The following is a 17,333-nucleotide window of genomic DNA, read 5'->3' as shown; positions in this document are numbered from 1 at the left end:
TCAGTCGTATCGTATCCGCGGGTCCAGCACCGCGTACAGAATGTCGGCGAGCAGGTTCGCCAGGATGATGGCGACGCCGGTAAACAGCGTGATACCGAGTATCAGGTCGACCTGTCGGTTCCTGACGGCGGCGATGAGTTCACGTCCCAGTCCCGGCCAGCCGAACACCTGCTCGACGACGACGGACCCGGAGACGATGGCCGCAGTCAGGAACGCGGCGACGGTCGTCACCGAGATGAGCGAGTTCCGGAGGACGTGCTTCAGAACGACGGTTCGCTCGGGCAGCCCCTTCGCTCTGGCGGCGGTGACGTACTCCTTGTTCATCTCTTCGGCCATCGAGGAACGCATGATGCGCATCAGGTTCGACGCCGAGGCCGTCCCGATGGTGATACCGGGCAACAGGAGGTACCACAGCGTCGCCGGGTGCCACAGGGGCTTTCGCGGTGCGCTCACCGGGAAGAGGTTCAACACCAGCGCGAAGACGAGAATGAGCATCAGTCCGAGCCAGAAGTTCGGCAGCGAGATGCCCGCCAGCGCGACGAACCGGCTGACGTGGTCGCCCAGTTCGTCCTTCCGGACGGCGGCGTAGATTCCGGTCGGGATGGCGATAGCGAGTGCGAACACCCAGCCGAACAGCCCCAGCACGACGGTCTCGGGGAGTCTGTTGGCGATGATGTCGCTGACCGCTCGCTCGCGAGCGCCGTAGGTCGACCCGAAGTCGCCGTGCAGGACGATATCGCCCAGCCAGTTGAGGTACTGCTTCCACGCCGGCTGGGTCAGGCCGTATCGCTGCTTGAGGCGGGCAATCTCCTGTGGACCCATGTCGGGGTTCAGTCCGATGGCGACCTGTACCGGGTTCCCGGGGGTGAGCTTCACCAGCGAGAAGGTGACTATCGAGACCCCCAGCAGGATGGGGAACACCAACAGCACCCGCTTGAGTATAAATCGACGGAGGCTCATGCTGGGTGAAGCTCACCGGTCCAGATACGTAATCTGTTCGTCGGCTGGGTTGTAAAGCCCGTACCCAACGATGTTCTGTACGCTGGGATAGCTGTTGAACCCCTTGACGGCGTTCGAAACCACGCCGACGGTGGTGCTGTGAGTCCCGTAGGAGTTGGCGTTCTCTTGTAAGATGATCTCCCAGACCTCTTCGTACCGCTCCTGACGCAGTTCCGGGTCCGTCGCCACGTCGACGCCGTAGCGCGCGTTCCGGAGCTTCTGGTTGAGTCGGTCGATATCGACGTTCTGGAAGTTACAGCACTGCGCGAAGTTGTCGGGGTGGTGGATGGACTTCGCGTACCCGTGCGGGCCGAAGCCGCCGGAGAGGCCGATGAACGCGATGTTTCCCTTCTTGTAGTAGTTCTTGCTGAGCAGTTGGCTGACGAAGGTGAGGAACTCTGTCGTGTTGATGGAGGCGTCGAAGTACTTCGTCCCGTTTATCTCCTGGTTCAGCGACTGGACGATGAGTTCGACCGTGCGAACCCGGTCCTTGTTGTCGGAGTTGGTCTCCAGGGTGACCTCGATGGGATACTCGATGCCCGCCTCCTCGCCGACTTCGTCCAGCATCTCGGCGGCCGCCTCCGGGTCGTAGGTGTTGTACGACTGCAGGTCCTCGACCAGTTGCTCGTAGTCGGTCGTTCCCTTCCCGGCGGCGAGCGGCGGGAGCGGGACCCACGCGGGGTTCTCCCACCCCTGAAAGATGTTGCTCGCGATGCTCTCTCGCGGGACGAGTTTGTTCACCGCGCGCCGGAGTTTGGCGTTGTCCCACGGCGTCTGGGTCACGGGGAACTGCATGAAGGTGAAGCCGGCCCCGTCGGTCGGTGCGGTCCGGAAGTCCTCGGAGTTCTGGAAGTTGGTCTGTGCACTGGAGGAGAGGCCGCGGGTCATGTCGATTTCCCCCTCCTGTAGCGACCCGGCCCGTTTCGACGGGTCGCTGGTGACGGCGATGTCCACCTCGTCGACCACCGGGGCGTTGGGGAAGTCGCTCGGTCCCTCGAACCAGTCTTTCATCGCCGTGTCGAACCAGTAGTCCTCGAACTTCGAGTACGTCGCGTAGCTCTCGCTCTCGTAGTCCGTGAGCGTGAACGGCCCGGTGCCCATCGGCTCGTGGCTCTCACGCGGGTCCATCTGGCCCAGCGGGACGTTCTGGGGTTGGCCGGGATTGCCGGTTATCTCCGTCGGGTAGATGCTGAAGTCGCTGAGTTCGCGGATGGCGGCGGCGTCGGGAATCTGTACGTACAGGTCGACCGTGTAGTCGCCGTCGCTCTGGACGTCCAGCAGCGAGTCGAACACCTGTCCGGACAGGGCGGACCCGCGGAGGCGCTCGTAGGAGGCCACGACGTTGTCGGCGGTCAGTTCCTCACCGTTGTGGAACGTGATCCCCTCGTGTAACTGGAACCGGTACTGCATCCCGTAAGTGCCGTCGGCGATGGCGTCGCCGACTTCCGCGACGGTCATCACGCGCGCGGTGTCGCCCGCTGTCGGGTCACTGGGGTTGTCCGGGTGTTGCACGACGATCTGCTCGTCCGTATCGATGAAGACCGTCCCGTCGTCGGTCTCGGCGTACTGCACCTCCGTCATGTAGTCGGTGTAGGCCGTCCGCTTGATGTCCTGTACCTCCACCTGTTCGTAGGACTCCGCGAGCCACGGATAGATTTCGCCGCTGGCGTCGGTCGTCGTCATGCCCTCGTACAGGAGGTTGTGGTGGACCGAGGACGTCGCAGAGGTACTCTCGGGCGGGTCGAACGTGTCGACTGCCGACCCGAGTGCCGCTCTGAACGTCCCGCCACGCTTGATGTCGGCGGGGTCTACAGTCACTCGGTCCTGTACGGGGTCGACAGTCCCGCCGCCACCGCCGCTGTCGAGACCCGAACACCCGGCTACGGAGGCGACGCCGAGGCCGGCGACCGTTTGCATGAGGTTTCGCCGCGATAAGACGCCAGTCAGACCCTGGTTTTCGTTGTCAGTCATGCGATATCACAAATGGTCTATGATGATGGATATCTCCCTAAACAAAAAATTTTGCGCAAATTTACACTGTACAATCACGCGACATGCCGAATATCTTGGGTGATAACGGCGACCGAACTATCCGTGTCGGTCGACGTTCGATAGTGACAGGACAACGCCAGCTCGTACGACAGTCGGTGTCCCCCGACGGGGCTACTTACCGGCGTCTGCCGACCAGTGCCGCCACAGCGAACGCACTGACCAGCGCACCGACGGCGGTGAACCCGGGGCCGTTTCCGCCGGTCGTCGCCGTCGTGCCGTCCGACGCCGTGGCGGTGGCCGTCTGGGTCGCCTGCTGTTCGCTCGTCTCGTTCTCGACGGCCGAGCGAGGGACGTAGCTCTCCTCGTCGTAGCGCTCCGGGTAGAGCTGTCGCGTGGCGTTGTGGACCGTGTTGACGACGCTCCGGGGGGCCGGCTGGTTGAGGTCACGGACCCGAAGCCGGACGGTCGCGTTCGTCTCCCCGGCGGTCGTACTCGCGTACGGTTCCTCGTCGACGAGGCCCGCCGTCCGGTCTGTAAGGACCAGTACCTCCGGGTCCAACTGGAGGAGGACCTCGTCGCTCAGTTGCGGGTACCCGCTGTGGTTCCGCGCGGCGACGTTGTCGGCACCGGCCACGTCCAGCAGGGTGTCGATGAACGTCCCGTTGGCGGCGACGTACCCGCTCCCGAGGGGATAGAGGACCGTCTTCCGGTCCTCGATGCCGGCCGTCGTGTCCCGCACGGCGTCGACGTTCCGCGTCATCCACGCGTTGGCCTCGGCCGCGCCCGCACAGTTCCCGGTCAGGCGGCCGATAGTGGTCGTCTTCTGGCGGATGTCCTCGACGCTGGTCGAGGCCGGCAGGTGGTACACGGTCAGGCCGGCCTCTCGGAGACCCTGCACGTCGCCCGCGCTGGCGTTGGGGGCGATGACGAGGTCGGGGTTCGTGCCGACCACTTTCTCGACGCTGACGCCGAATCCGGCGGAGACGTTCGTCCGGCTATCGGCCCCCTCCAGATACGACGCGAACTTCGTGAGACCGACGACCTGCTCGCGGCCGCCGATCTCCCACATCGTCTGGGCCGCCGAGGGGTTCGTCGTCGTCACGCGCTCGGGGCGCTCTTCGAGGGTTATCTCGGTTCCCGTGGCGTCGGTCATCGTCACCGGGAACGAACATGTCTGTGCCGACGCCTGTGTACTCGTCGCGGCCCCCGGCGTCGCGCCGACGACAGAGAAGACCAGCAGAACTCCCAAAACTGCGGTAGCGAATCGTCGCATCGTCTGTGTGGGGGTGCAGGAACAATAAATATTTACCTACTGCAAGTGCCGTTTCAATCATGCAGCCGTCGGGACGGACCCTCTTCTGGTCGCTGGCGCTCGTGGGTCTATTGGGTGCTGTGATCACCGTGAGCGCCGGCATCGGCCCGGTGTGGATTCCGCCCGACGCCGTCGCGAAGGTGTTGCTCAACGCCGTCGTCCTCCCGACGGCCGTCGACCTCTCGGGGGCGACGCCGGCCGTGACGACACAGCCACTGTTCCGGTTCCCGGTCGAGGACATCCAGCGCCAAATCGTGTTGCAGGTCCGCCTGCCACGTATCCTGCTGGGGGCGATCGTCGGGTTCTCGCTCGCGGCCGCAGGGACCATCATGCAGGGTATCTTCCGCAACCCGATGGCCGACCCCTCGATTATCGGCGTCTCCTCGGGCGCGGCCGTCGGTGCCGTCGGCTTCATCGTCGCGCCGGTGGCCCTGCCGTTCGGCCTCGGCCTGCGCGCCGCGGCCTTCTCCGGGGCGCTACTCTCGGCCTTCGGCGTCTATCTCATCGCGACACAGAACGGCCGGACGCCGGTCGCGACCCTCTTGCTGGCGGGCGTCGCCGTCCAGACCTTTCTGGGGGCCGTCGTCTCCTTTCTCCTCCTCCAGAGCGGCGAGAGCATCCGTCGGGCGCTGTTCTGGCTGATGGGACACCTCAAAGGCGCGGCGTGGCCGGAGGTCTGGACGAGCATCCTCCTCGTCGCCGTCCCGTTCGTCGTCCTCCTCGTGTACGCGCGCGACCTGAACGTCATGTTGCTGGGCGAGGAGGACGCACAGAGCCTCGGCATCGACGTCGAACGGACCAAGCGAATCCTGCTCGCGTTCTCCTCGCTCGTCACGGCGGCGGGCGTCGCCGTCGCCGGCATCATCGGTTTCGTCGGCCTCATCGTCCCACACGTGATGCGGCTAGTGGTCGGCCCGGACCACCGGGTCCTCCTTCCGACGGCGGCGCTTGCGGGGTCGTCGTTCCTCGTGGCGACCGACACCCTCGCTCGCTCGGGGAGCGCGGAGGTGCCCGTCGGCATCGTCACCGCCGCCCTCGGTGCCCCGTTCTTCCTCTATCTCCTCCGCCAGCGGGAGGTGCACGAACTGTGAGCGACCACGACGACGGCCACGCGGGCGAGGCGATACCGATGCTCGAAGCCGAAGACGTCACCGTCTCGCTGGGCGGCACGCAGGTTCTCTCCGGCGTGGACCTCACCGCCGAGTGTGGCTCCGTCGTCGGTCTGGTCGGCCCCAACGGCGCGGGAAAGACGACGGTCCTGCGGACGCTCAGGGCGACGCTATCGCCCGACAGCGGGACGGTGCGGGTCGCCGGCGAACCCATCGACGACCTCTCGACGAAGGAAGTGAGCAGGCGCGTCGCCAGCACCCCGCAGGCGACGACGCTCTCGTTCGACTTCACCGTCGAACAGACCGTCGAGATGGGGCGGACGCCGCATCTGGGTCGGTTCGACCGCGCCGGCGAGGCCGACTACGACGCCGTGCAGGCGGCGATGGAGCGCGCGGAGGTGGCGCAGTTCGCCGACCGCCCCGTCACGTCGCTCTCCGGCGGCGAGCGCCAGCGAGTCCTGCTGGCGCGCGCGCTCGCACAGGAGACGCCGGTACTCCTGCTGGACGAACCGACCGCCAATCTGGACGTCAACCACGCCGTCCGCACGCTCGAACTGGTCGCCGACCTCGTCGCCGAGGGGAAGACGGCCGTCGCGGCCATCCACGACCTCAATCTGGCCGCGCGGTACTGTGACGAACTGGTCGTGCTCTCCGACGGCGAGGTCCGGGCGGCGGGCGACCCGCGCGAGGTGCTCACGTCCGAGACGCTCGGGGACGCGTTCGACGCCGAGGCGCTCGTGACCCGCCAGCCCGGCACAGACGCGCCGCTGGTGACGCCCCTTCCCGACTGTGAACCTATCGAGAGGACGGTCCACGTCGTCGGCACCGGCGGGCAGGCCGCCGCCGCCGTCGCCCGCCTCGTCGCCGCCGGCAGTCCCGTCACCGTCGGCGTCGTGCCGGCGGGTGACGCCGCCGCCGAACGCGCCCGCGAACTCGACTGTCCGGTCGTCACCGTCCCGCCGTTCGCCGGCGTCGACAGCAACGCACGGGAGCGAGCGACGGAACTGGCCCGCGAGGCCGACGCCGTGGTCGTCGCGGGCGACGTGGGCGACGCCAACCAGTCCGTCGTCGCGGCCGCCTCGCGACTCGTCGCCGTCGCGGGCGAGGGCGTCCCCCGAATCGAGTCCGAGCGGACCACCGTCACCACCGTCGCGTCGTTGCCGGCGGCCGTCGCCGATCTCCCGCCAGCGGAGAGCCGCGACGAGCGTGCGGTCCCGTCCGGGGAACAGCAAGACCGATACTGACCCGTTCCCTACCTCGCCCGTGGACGACACTATCGCGTGGCTCCGTGACCGACCATACTACGAGGGCCAAATCGTCGACGAGCGGACGGTGCCGGGCCGGGACGCCACCGTCGCCGACTGTGCGTTGCACTCGCGTCTCGCGGACGTGCTGGCCGAGGAAGGTATCACGGACCTCTACGCCCACCAGACCGCCGCCGTCGAGTCGGTTCGCGACGGCGAGAACGTCGTCCTCGCGACGGAGACGGCCAGCGGCAAGAGTCTGGCCTACACCGTCCCCGCCTTCGAGCGGGCGCTGGACCGGCGGGCGACGACCCTCTACGTCGCCCCGCAGGTGGCGCTCATCAACGACCAGACGGAGACCCTCTCGGAACTGGCGCAAGGCCTCGGCTTCGCCTCCGGCGTCTCCGTCGCCCAGTACACCGGCCGGCAGTCCAAATCCGAGAAGGAGGCTATCCGGGAGCGCCAGCCGACCGTCCTCCTGACGACGCCGGACATGCTCCACTACGGTATCCTGCCCCACGCCCACCGCCTCTGGGACTGGTTTTTCCAGCGACTGGAGACCGTGGTCGTCGACGAGGTCCACGGCTATCGCGGCGTGTTCGGGAGTCACGTCTCGCTCGTCATGCGTCGGCTCCAGCGCATCGCCGAGCGGTTCGACAGCGACCCCGAGTGGGTCTGCTGTTCGGCGACCATCGGCAACCCCGTCGACCACGCCGCCACCGTCACCGGCCGACCGTCCGACTCGTTCGCGCTCGTCGACGAGGACACCAGCGCCAGCGGCCCGCGCCACTGGCTCTTGTGGAACCCGCCGGAGTACGACGGGGGGAACGGCTGGGGGAGCGGCCGCCGGAAGTCCAGCCACGTCGAGACGAAGCAGTTGTTCGTCGACTTGGTCGAACGCGGCCTCCAGACGGTGGTGTTCGCCGGGTCCCGACAGACCGCCGAGCGGTACGCCAGCGACAGCGCGGACGCGTTGCGGGACAGAGGGCACCACGACCTCGCCGACGCCGTCGGGGCGTATCAGGCGGCGCTCACGGACGAGAAGCGGCGGGACCTCGAAACCCGGTTGCAGTCCGGGGACCTGCGCGGCGTCTGGTCGACCAGCGCGCTGGAACTGGGCGTCGACGTGGGTGGCCTCGACGCCGTCTTGCTGGACGGCTACCCCGGCACGCGGATGCGGGCGTTCCAGCAGGCCGGGCGCGCGGGCCGGGGCACCGACCCGGCACTGGTCGTCCTCGTCGGCGGCGAGGACCAACTCGACCAGTACGTCCTCCGCAATCCGGCGACGCTGTTCGAGAAAGACGCAGAGCAGGCAGTGACGAACCCCGAGAACGAGCAGTTGCTCCCGAACCACGTGCTGGCCGCCGCCAGCGAGAACTGGCTCTCGCCCGACGACGACCGGCACTTCGGCGAGACGTTTCCCGACGTGGTCGCGACCCTCGAATCGGCGGGGGACCTCGACCGCCGGACGACCGACGAGGGCGTCCGCTGGACCTCGAACGGTCGCCCGCACCACGACATGAGCCTCCGCACCGTCGACGACCGCGAGGTGAAACTAATCGCGAAGGGCGACACCATCGCCAAACTCCCGTTCGAGGACGCCCTGCGGGACGCCCATCCCGGCGCCATCTACCACCATCAGGGGCGACGCTACGAGGTGACGGACCTCGACCTCTCGACGGGCGTCGCCGAACTCGACCGGACGTGGGCGAACTACTACACCCGCGTCCTGCACGACAAGACAATCACCGTCGAGGCCGACCTGCAAGAGCGGCCGCTCCCGACCCGCGAGGACGTGCCCGTCCGGTTCGCGTCGGTGACGATGCGCAAGCAGATTACGGGCTACGAGCGCCGCGACGGGTCTTCGGGCGAGGTGCTGGGCCAGCGCCCGCTCGATTTGCCGGAGACCACGCTGGAGACGAAGGCGCTGTACTACACCATCCCCGAAGACCTCGAAAGCCAGATTCGCGGCGCGGCCTACGAGACCGACGAGGGAGCCGCCGGCGCCGAGACGGACGGCGGAGATTCGGGCGACTTCCCCGGTGCTATCCACGCGGCCGAGCACGCGATGATTTCGATGTTCCCGTTCGAGTACCTCTGTGACCGCGGCGACATCGGGGGGCTGTCGACGCCGCACCACCCGCATACCGGGGAGCCGACTATCTTCATCTACGACGGCTATCCGGGGGGCATCGGCCTGACGCGGGCGGGCTACCACGACGTCGGCCCGCTGATGGACACCACGCTGTCGATGCTTCGGTCCTGTGACTGTGCCGACGGCTGTCCGGCCTGCGTGCAGTCGCCCCACTGTGGCAACGCCAACGACCCGCTGGACAAACACGGTGCCATCCACCTGCTCGGCGGTCTCACTGGCAACACAGGCGACTGACTATTCCGCTGGGACGACCGACTCGTGGACCGTCACCTCGCCGGAGAGCTCCGTGTGCAGCGTCTCGCTGAGGTCGATCCCCTCCGCGCGACAGGCCTCGTGGACGCCGCGGACGAACGCGGACCTGACCGAGGGCGCCCGGTTCTTCCGCTCGACGGGGAGCCACACGCGCCCAATCAACAGGACGGAACTGCTCGTCAACTCCGAGACGGCGACGCTCGGTGCCGGTTTCTCGCGGACGTGGTCCAAGTCGCGGGCGACGTTGCGGATGATGGCCTCCACCTCGTCTAGGTCCGCGTCGTAGTCGACGCCGAACTCGTAGGAGATGCCGACGGGGTCCGTCGTCGTGTGGTTCGTCACCGCCGTCGTCGCAAGCGTCGTGTTCGGGACGACGATGCGGTCGTTGTTCGGCGTCTGCACGCGGGTCACCCGGAGGTCGATGTCGACGACGGTCCCCTGCTTGCCGTCCCACTCGATGGTGTCGCCGACGTTCAGGTCGGGGTCAGTGACGATGAACGCGCCCGAGACGAAGTTCCCCAGCACGTCCTGTGCAGCCAACCCGATGGCGATGGTGATGCCGGCGGCGATGAGCGTCGACCCGGCGAGGCTCCCCCTGAACCCCGCGAGGCTGGCCGCGACGACGAAGGTGACGACCACCACGAGCAGGTGGGTCGCACTCACCAGCGCACTCACGATGGTCCGGTTGAACTGCGAGCGCTCTAACCCCCAGCGAACGCCCGGAACGATGACGAGACGGCCGATGGCGTACAACAGGACCGCCACGGCCAGAAACTCCGCACCGTCGTTTGCGAGTTGGGCGTACGTTTCGGTGATGTCGCCGGGGACGGGGAACTGCATGTCGGCCGTACCGCCGGCCGGAACGTAAAGCCTCGCTGTCAGGTACGCCGGCGTCGCATCGGCCACCGTACCGCGGGCACTATCCGACGCGCTCGTCCAGAATTAACCGCGTCTTCGTGCTCACGACCTCGTCCAACTCTCGCGCTCGTGTGATGAGGTCGTTGACCTCGCCGGTGTCGGTGGCGTCGACGACGACGACGATGTCTTCCTCGCCGGAGACCTGCCAGACGAAGTCGACGGAGGGCCACTCGGCGATGCGGTCGGTCACCGCCGCCGTGTCCACGTCGACGTCGACGCCGACCTCTATCATCGACTTGACGTTCCCGGTGCGCGTCGCGACGGTGAAGCGCTCGATGACGCCGTCTTCGACCAGTCGCTCGACCCGGTTGCGCACGGTCCCCTCGGAGGTGCCCACGTCGTCGGCGATCTCCGTGTAGGGCGTGCGGGCGTCTTTCCGGAGTATCGAGAGTATCTCCCTGTCCAGTTCGTCCATCGAGATTGGACGCTTCCCACCCACCGGACTTTAGGATTACGAAAATCGTAACTCGGCTTCGAAAGCAACCCTTATGAACTGGAATCCTGTACGCATCTCGTAATGACAGACGCATACGTAGCGCTGGAGGGTGACCGCGTCATCGAGGCCCGCGCACGCGCGCCGGGGACAGCACGCGGCGAAGTGGTGTTTACGACCGCCTACACCGGCTACGAGGAGAGTCTGACCGACCCGTCCTACGAGGAACAGGTCCTCACCTTCTCGTATCCGCTCATCGGGAACTACGGCGTCCGGGAGGAGCGCTTCGAGTCCGACCGCGTCCACCCGCGTGCGGCCGTCGCCCGCGAGATGACCGACGACGTCGCCGAGTGGCTTGAAAGCGAGGGCGTCCCCGCCGTCGACCACCTCGACACCCGCGACATCGTCACCGAGATTCGCGACGAGGGGGCCATGAAGTGCGGCATCGCCGCCGGCCCCGACGCGACGAAGCAGGACGCGCTGGACGAACTCCACCAGTGCAAGCACATGTCCGACCACACGGACATCGGTGCGCAGGTGTCCGTCGACAGCGTCGAGACGTACAACGAGGACGGCGACGGTGAAACCGTCGCGCTCGTCGACTGCGGTGCGAAGGGCTCCATCATCGAGTCGCTGGTCGAACGCGACGCCGCCGTCCACGTCTTCCCGTACGACGCCAGCGAGGACGACGTGGCCGCCGTCGACCCGGACCTCCTGTTCATCTCGAACGGCCCCGGCGACCCCGAGAACTTCGAACAGGCCGGCGAACTCGTCGAGACGTACGTCGGCGACGTCCCCCTCGCCGGCATCTGCCTCGGCCAGCAGGTCGTCGCCAACGCGCTCGGCGGCGAGACGGAGAAGATGGAGTTCGGCCACCGCGGGGTCAACCAGCCGGTCCGTGATCTGCGCACGAATCAGGTCGTGATGACGACCCAGAACCACGGCTACACCGTCGCCGAACCCGGCGACAAACTCGACGTGACGCAGGTCAACGTCAACGACGACACCCCCGAGGGACTGGAGAACGACGACCTGAACATCATCACCCGTCAGTACCACCCCGAGGCCAACCCCGGCCCGCACGACTCGCTCAGCTTCTTCGACGACGTGCTGGCGATGGCAGAGGAGTAGCGAGGGCTCGAACGTAGTGAGAGGCCTCGTTGACTGCGAGAGCGCGGTTTGGAGCGAGCGAGAACCGCGAACCGGAACGGCGACCGCAGGGTGCCGTGGAGGACTAGTTGCGCTGAGCGACGCGAAGCGCAACTGACTGTCCCGAGCGGTGACCGTCGGGAACCTTGAGGGGCGCACGAGCGTGGCCCGCGACAGTTTCGAACATCGAAGTCACCAGCCGCGCGAACGGACTCACCCGTCCGCGAACCGCTCGGCCCACGACCGGAGGACGGCCGTGACGGCCTCGTTCATCGGTACCGCCACGTCCGTCCCGTCGGCGTGGCGGACGACGGCGGCGTTGAGCGCGTCGAGTTCCATCGGCTTCTCGTGGGTCAGGTCGTAATGCAGCGAGGAGTACGAGTCGGCGTCTAACTCCTGCGCGAACTCGACCCACTCGTCGGCAGTGTCGTCGGGGAGCGCCACGTCGTTCGCTCGCGCGACCGCACACACCTCCTCGATGACCCGGCGGTACATCCGCCACGAGTCCTCAGCGTCGCGGATGTCGCCGACCGGGAGGCGCGTCGCCGCGGTCATCCCGGAGTGGGCACAGATGAACGCGAACTTCCGCCACAGTTCGACGTCGATATCGTCCGCGAGGACGGCCTCGACGCCAGCACACGAGCGGAGGGCGTCGTCCAGTGCCGCGATACGGTCGGTACGCTCGCCGCCGAGTTCGCCGTAGACGAAGCGGGCCGGCCCGCCGGTGTGTTCGATGACGCCCGGTTCGGCGATGGTCGAGAAGATGTAGGCCACGCCGCCGACGACGTGGGGCTCGCCGACCTCTTCGGCGAGCCATCGTTCGTTGTCGACGCCGTTCTGGAACGAGACGACGGCGGTGTCGTCCTCCAGAAGCGGTCCGAGGTCGGCCGCCGCCTCGCGCGTGTCGTGAGCCTTCACGCAGAACAGCACGTAATCGACCGGCCCGATGTCGGCGGGGGCGTCAGTCGCAGGCAGTTCGACTGTGGTGTCGCCGGCGACGCTCTCGACGGTGAGCCCGTCGGTCCGCAACGCGTCGAGGTGGTCGCCACGGGCTATCAGGTGGACGTCGTGGCCGGCGTCGGCCAGGCGAGCGCCGAGGTAGCCGCCGACGCCGCCGGCGCCGAACACTGCAAATCGCATGGTCGACGCTGACGGTGGGACGAACCGTAGCTGTTTGGACGGTCGAGACGCTGGCGGTCGTCCTTGCTATCGGTGCCCCGTGAGAACGGAGCCGCGAAAAGATATCGGGTAGAAACGCGTCAGAGAGACAGTCGCGTTACTTACCCCAGTCGCGCGTGGTCTTCGGGCGCTCGTCGATGGCCTGCACCGCGAGGGGCTGGTCGTCGGAGTTGATCGCTTCCAGCGCCGCTTCGCCGCTCTCGATGGTCGAGAAGTAGGTGACCGTCTCCTCGACGCAGGCCTCCAGCACGTCGCGGTCACGGGAGACCACGAGGTCGATTTCGCCGTTCTGGATGGCCTCGACGACGGCCTCGGTGTCCTCGAAGTCGTCGAGGTCGTACGTGTCGAAGTGCTCCTCGAAGCCGAGGATAGGCAGGTCGACGATGGCCGTGCCCGAGAGCGGAATCGGCTTACCGACGCTCATCTGGGCCTTCTGATAGGCCTTGCCGAACGACCCGGCGGTGCCCATGACCTCGCCCGTCGACTTCATCTCCGGGCCGAGACGCGGGTCCGAACCCGGCAGGCGGTCGAACGGCAAGACGACCTCCTTCACGGAGACCTGCTCGGGAATCTGCTCGTCGATGTCGAGTTCCGAGAGACTGTGTCCGGCCATCACCTGCGCGGCGATTTTGGCGATGGGGACGCCGGTGGTCTTCGAGATGAAGGGGACGGTACGCGAGGAGCGCGGGTTGGCCTCCAGCACGTACACCTCGCCGTCGCGGACGGCCAGTTGGACGTTCAGCAGGCCGACCGTATCCAGCGCGTCGGCGATGTCCTCGGTGACCTCGCGGATGCGCGGCATGACGTCTTTGATCTCCTGTGAGCGGGGCGGAATCATACACGCCGAGTCGCCGGAGTGGACCCCGGCGGTCTCGACGTGTTCCATCACGCCGCCGATGAGGACGTTCTCGCCGTCGGCGACGGCGTCGACGTCCAGTTCCACCGCGTCGGCGAGGAACTCGTCGACGAGGATGGGCTTGTCGGGAGAGACGCGGACGGCTTCCTCGATGTACGTTTCGAGGTCGTCGTCGTTGTAGACGACGTCCATCGCGCGGCCACCCAGCACGTACGAGGGGCGCACGAGGACGGGGTAGCCGATGTCGTGGGCCAGTTCGAGTGCCTCCTCCTTGCTGGTGGCGGTGCCACCCTCGGCCTGCGCGATGCCGAGTTCGTCCATCAGTTTGTTGAAGCGGTCGCGGTCCTCGGCGAGGTCCATCGCCTCGACCGAGGTCCCGAGAATATCACAGTCCAGCCCGCGGCGGTCGAGTTCCGCTTCGAGCGGTTCGCCGATGTCGACGGAGGTCTGGCCGCCGAACTGGACCATCACGCCGTCTGCGCCGGTGGACTCGACCACGTCGGCGACCTCTTCTGCGGTGACGGGTTCGAAGAACAGGCCGTCGGAGGTGTCGTAGTCCGTCGAGACCGTCTCGGGGTTGTTGTTGACGACGTGGGCGTCGATGCCCATCTCGCGCAGGGCACGGACCGCGTGGACCGAACAGTAGTCGAACTCGACGCCCTGTCCGATGCGGATGGGGCCGCCACCGACCACGACGACGCTCTCGACGTCGGGGTCTATCTGGAGTTCGTTGCGGTCGATGCCCGAGACGGGGTCACGCGTCGAGTAGTAGTACGGCGTGGTCGCCTCGAACTCGCCGGCGCAGGTGTCGACGAGTTTGTAGTCGCGGTGGGTCGTCTCGTCCTCGACGGTCTCTATCTGGACGCCGCTCCCGTCGGTCGCGGCCTCGACTTCGGTCTCGTCGCCGTCGTCGGCGTCGAGGCTGGCGGGGAGCCACGAGACGTGGGTGTCGTTGAACTCGCCGCCGGCGAGCGCGGTGATCTCCTGATCGGTGAAGCCGGCCTGTGCGGCCGTCTCGTAGTCGCCCTGCTGGGCGGCCTCGGCGGCGTCGGCGACCGTCTGGAAGCGCTCGACGTACCACTCGTGGATGTCGGTGAGGTCGACGATTTCCTCGACCGTGTAGCCGCGCGTGAACGCCTCGAAGATGGCGTACGGGCGGTCGGGGCTCGGCCGTTCGAGGTACTCCGATTCGAGTTCGTCGTCGTCGACCGTCTCGAAGTCGACGGCGGGGTTGTACTCCGAAGAGCGCAGCGCTTTGAGGAGGCTCTCGGGGAACGTCCGGCCGATGGACATCGCCTCGCCCGTGGACTTCATGGCCGTCGACAGTTCGAACTCCGTGTCGCGGAACTTGTCGATGGGCCAACGGGGCACCTTCGTGACGACGTAGTCGATGGCCGGTTCGAAGGCGGCGGTCGTCTCGCCGGTAATCTCGTTGTCTATCTCGTGGAGGCGCTTGCCGAGTGCGACCTTCGCGGTGACGCGGGCGATGGGGTAGCCGGTCGCCTTCGAGGCCAGCGCGGAGGAGCGAGAGACGCGCGGGTTGACCTCGACGACGCGGTACTCGCCGCCGGGCGTGCCGTCGTCGCGCCACGCGTGCTGGATGTTACACCCGCCTTCGATGCCGAGTTCGCGGATGACCTTCAGCGCGGAGTCGCGCATCTGCTGGTGACCCTCGTCGGGGATGACCTGCGAGGGCGTGACGACGGTGGACTCCCCGGTGTGGATCCCCATCGGGTCGATGTTCTCCATGTTGCAGATGATGATACAGGAGTCGTCGGCGTCGCGCATCACCTCGTACTCCAGTTCGACCCAGCCAGAGATGGACTCCGTAATCAGGACCTCGCCGTTCCGCGAGAGGCGCAGGCCCTTGCGGACGCGTTCGATGAGTTCGTCGAACTCGTCGACGACGCCGGACCCGGAGCCACCCAGCGTGTACGTCGTGCGCGCGATGACGGGGAGACCGCCGACTTCGTCGACGGCGTCCTGTACGCGCTGTTCGAGTGCGTCTTCGTCGAAGTCGGTGACCGACTCGTCCTCGTCGAGCGAGATGGTCGTCGACCGGGGGACCGGTTCGCCAATCGACTCCATGCGCTGGCGGAACAGGTCGCGGTCCTCCGTCGCGTAGATGGTGTCCAGCGGCGTGCCCATCACGTCGACGTCGTACTCCTCTAGGACGCCCTCCTCGGCGAGTTCGGCCGTGACGTTCAGGCCGGTCTGGCCGCCGAGGCCGGCGATGACGCCGTCGGGGTCCTCCTTCCGGATGATCTCGCTGATGGCCTCGGTGTTGATGGGTTCGAGGTACACCTTGTCGGCCATCTCCGGGTCGGTCATGATGGTCGCCGGGTTGGAGTTGACCAGTACCACGCGTGCACCCTCTTCCTGGAGGGCCCGACAGGCCTGTGCACCGGAGTAGTCGAACTCGGCTGCCTGTCCGATCTTGATGGGGCCACTCCCGATGAGCAGGATCGTGCGGTCTTCGTCCTCTGTCATTACCCGAATCGAACCCACACATCGTAATAAGCCCGGCGAAAAGGTACGAGTCTCGAAGCCCGATTTCGAATATCGTAATGCGACATCCTCACACGGGGGTGGTTCACACTCTTCCCCGGTTCAGTTGCCGCGTTAGTCGACCCGGTAGCGGTAGGGTTGGTCCTCGATTACCTCGACGTCGCCGGTCTGTGCCCGGCGGCCCAGTACTGTCGCGACGCGGTGGGCGCTGCCGAAGTCTTCGTCGTGTTCCTCCAACAGGTCGAGAATCTCGCGGGCCGTCAGCGGGCCGTCGGCGTCGGCGTCGTCGAGCACCGAGATGATGCGCTCGAACTCGCCGTGGCGGATGGCCATACGTACGTACAAAACCCCAAACATCATATAACACCGTCAGACAGCCGTCAGACGGCTGTTTAGGGAAAACCGCGAGACGGCGGGGAGCCCGTCGCTGTCAGCCACTGTCATACGGTGTCGTCGTCGCCGTCCCACGTCGCGTCTCCTCGGGCCACCGCTCGCGAACCCACGACGGCCGTTCGACCGTCGTCTCCCCGACGTCTGTGTACCGGAATCGGTGGTAGGCGGTCGCGTTCCGCTCCGTGTTGCGATAGCTGACGACGAACGACCGGACGAACCCCGAGGGCGCGACGACGGCGCGGACGACGTACCGGTCGACCCGTTCGAAGCCATCCGGGGCCCGCCGGACGACGAGTTCGTAGCCGTCGGGGTGGGGCTCGATGGCAGCAGGCCCCGCCGGGAGGAAACTCCGCACGAGTCGGGCGGTGACGTGGCCGAACCGGTCGCGCGCCGGCGCTGACTGACCCCGGCCGAACTTGACGCCGAGCGGGCGGCGGTATCGGTTGTAACGGGTGGCACCGTCGACGAACGTCCGGTCGCTGTACCCCCCGTCCATCTGCTCGTTGCGGTAGCGGTACCGGCGCTCGTCTTCGACTGCCAGTCGCGTGATGCCTTCGCGGGCACCCACCGTCCACCGGACAGTCAGCGTGTACGACCGGTCGTACAGCGACCGACGATGTGCGCGCGCGAGGGCGTCGGGACTGGCGATGCTATCGTTCGTTAGGCCGGGCACGGCGGCCGGTCCCGTGGGTTGCTCTGGCACCGGTGCTGGTGTGACCGCCCCCGGGCCGTCAGTGGCAGTGAAGCCGCTACATCCGGCCACGACGAACGCGGCGGCGACGACTATCGCACGCCAGCCCATACGGGAGAATCGGTCTGCTCGCGGGAAACAGT

The 17,333-nt window shown here is 66.9% G+C and carries 13 protein-coding genes; 4 read left to right on the top strand and 9 right to left on the bottom strand.

Annotation, left to right across the window (positions count from 1 at the left end; all coding sequences use genetic code 11):
• The 3 genes from G9465_RS16745 to G9465_RS16735 form a co-directional block, all read right to left on the bottom strand.
• Complete coding sequence (locus G9465_RS16745; protein WP_166972047.1) at positions 1-960, bottom strand: ABC transporter permease; 960 nt, start codon at positions 958-960, stop codon at positions 1-3.
• Between the two features lie 12 nt (positions 961-972).
• A complete protein-coding gene (locus G9465_RS16740) occupies positions 973-2,970 on the bottom strand; it encodes an ABC transporter substrate-binding protein (RefSeq protein ID WP_227015596.1) in 1,998 nt (665 codons plus the stop codon).
• 196 nt (positions 2,971-3,166) lie between these two features.
• Entirely contained in the window at positions 3,167-4,264 is a 1,098-nt protein-coding gene (locus G9465_RS16735; protein ID WP_166972045.1) for a PGF-CTERM-anchored ABC transporter substrate-binding protein, read from the bottom strand.
• Between the two features lie 59 nt (positions 4,265-4,323).
• On the opposite strand from G9465_RS16735, the gene btuC reads away from it, so the two are divergent.
• The 3 genes from btuC to G9465_RS16720 are packed head-to-tail and all read left to right on the top strand — an operon-like array spanning position 4,324 to position 9,045.
• Complete coding sequence (gene btuC, locus G9465_RS16730) at positions 4,324-5,394, top strand: vitamin B12 ABC transporter permease BtuC (protein ID WP_166972043.1); 1,071 nt, start codon at positions 4,324-4,326, stop codon at positions 5,392-5,394.
• Positions 5,395-5,432: 38 nt separating this feature from the next.
• A complete protein-coding gene (locus G9465_RS16725; protein ID WP_166973086.1) occupies positions 5,433-6,656 on the top strand; it encodes a heme ABC transporter ATP-binding protein in 1,224 nt (407 codons plus the stop codon).
• Positions 6,657-6,675: 19 nt separating this feature from the next.
• On the top strand, positions 6,676-9,045 hold the full coding sequence (locus tag G9465_RS16720; RefSeq protein WP_166972041.1) for a DEAD/DEAH box helicase: 2,370 nt from the start codon (positions 6,676-6,678) through the stop codon (positions 9,043-9,045).
• On the opposite strand, the gene G9465_RS16715 is transcribed toward G9465_RS16720, so the two are convergent.
• Positions 9,046-9,903 (bottom strand): mechanosensitive ion channel family protein, encoded by an 858-nt coding sequence (locus G9465_RS16715; protein WP_166972039.1) that lies wholly within the window; start codon positions 9,901-9,903, stop codon positions 9,046-9,048.
• 79 nt (positions 9,904-9,982) lie between these two features.
• Positions 9,983-10,396: an Lrp/AsnC family transcriptional regulator gene (locus tag G9465_RS16710; protein WP_166972037.1), complete on the bottom strand. Its 414-nt coding sequence runs from the start codon at positions 10,394-10,396 to the stop codon at positions 9,983-9,985.
• Between the two features lie 102 nt (positions 10,397-10,498).
• Between G9465_RS16710 and carA the strand changes: the two genes are divergently transcribed.
• The gene (gene carA, locus G9465_RS16705; RefSeq protein WP_166972035.1) at positions 10,499-11,545 is read left to right on the top strand and encodes a glutamine-hydrolyzing carbamoyl-phosphate synthase small subunit; all 1,047 of its coding nucleotides are present in this window, start codon (positions 10,499-10,501) and stop codon (positions 11,543-11,545) included.
• 231 nt (positions 11,546-11,776) lie between these two features.
• Here the strand turns inward: carA and G9465_RS16700 are convergent, their stop codons facing one another.
• From G9465_RS16700 to G9465_RS16685, 4 genes are all read right to left on the bottom strand, one after another.
• Entirely contained in the window at positions 11,777-12,703 is a 927-nt protein-coding gene (locus G9465_RS16700) for a 2-dehydropantoate 2-reductase (RefSeq protein ID WP_166972033.1), read from the bottom strand.
• A gap of 136 nt (positions 12,704-12,839) precedes the next feature.
• Positions 12,840-16,088, bottom strand: a complete 3,249-nt coding sequence (gene carB / locus G9465_RS16695; protein ID WP_166972031.1) for a carbamoyl-phosphate synthase large subunit — start codon at positions 16,086-16,088, stop codon at positions 12,840-12,842.
• Positions 16,089-16,220: 132 nt separating this feature from the next.
• The gene (locus G9465_RS16690; RefSeq protein ID WP_166972029.1) at positions 16,221-16,439 is read right to left on the bottom strand and encodes a hypothetical protein; all 219 of its coding nucleotides are present in this window, start codon (positions 16,437-16,439) and stop codon (positions 16,221-16,223) included.
• A 97-nt stretch (positions 16,440-16,536) separates the two neighbouring features.
• Positions 16,537-17,301 (bottom strand): hypothetical protein, encoded by a 765-nt coding sequence (locus tag G9465_RS16685; protein WP_166972027.1) that lies wholly within the window; start codon positions 17,299-17,301, stop codon positions 16,537-16,539.
• Positions 17,302-17,333 lie beyond the last annotated feature (32 nt).

It is taken from the genome of Haloarcula sp. JP-L23, from assembly GCF_011602445.1.
Taxonomy (GTDB): domain Archaea; phylum Halobacteriota; class Halobacteria; order Halobacteriales; family Haloarculaceae; genus Haloarcula; species Haloarcula pellucida.
Note: the sequence above shows the minus strand (reverse complement) of the source record. Positions and strands in the feature narration are given on the sequence as shown.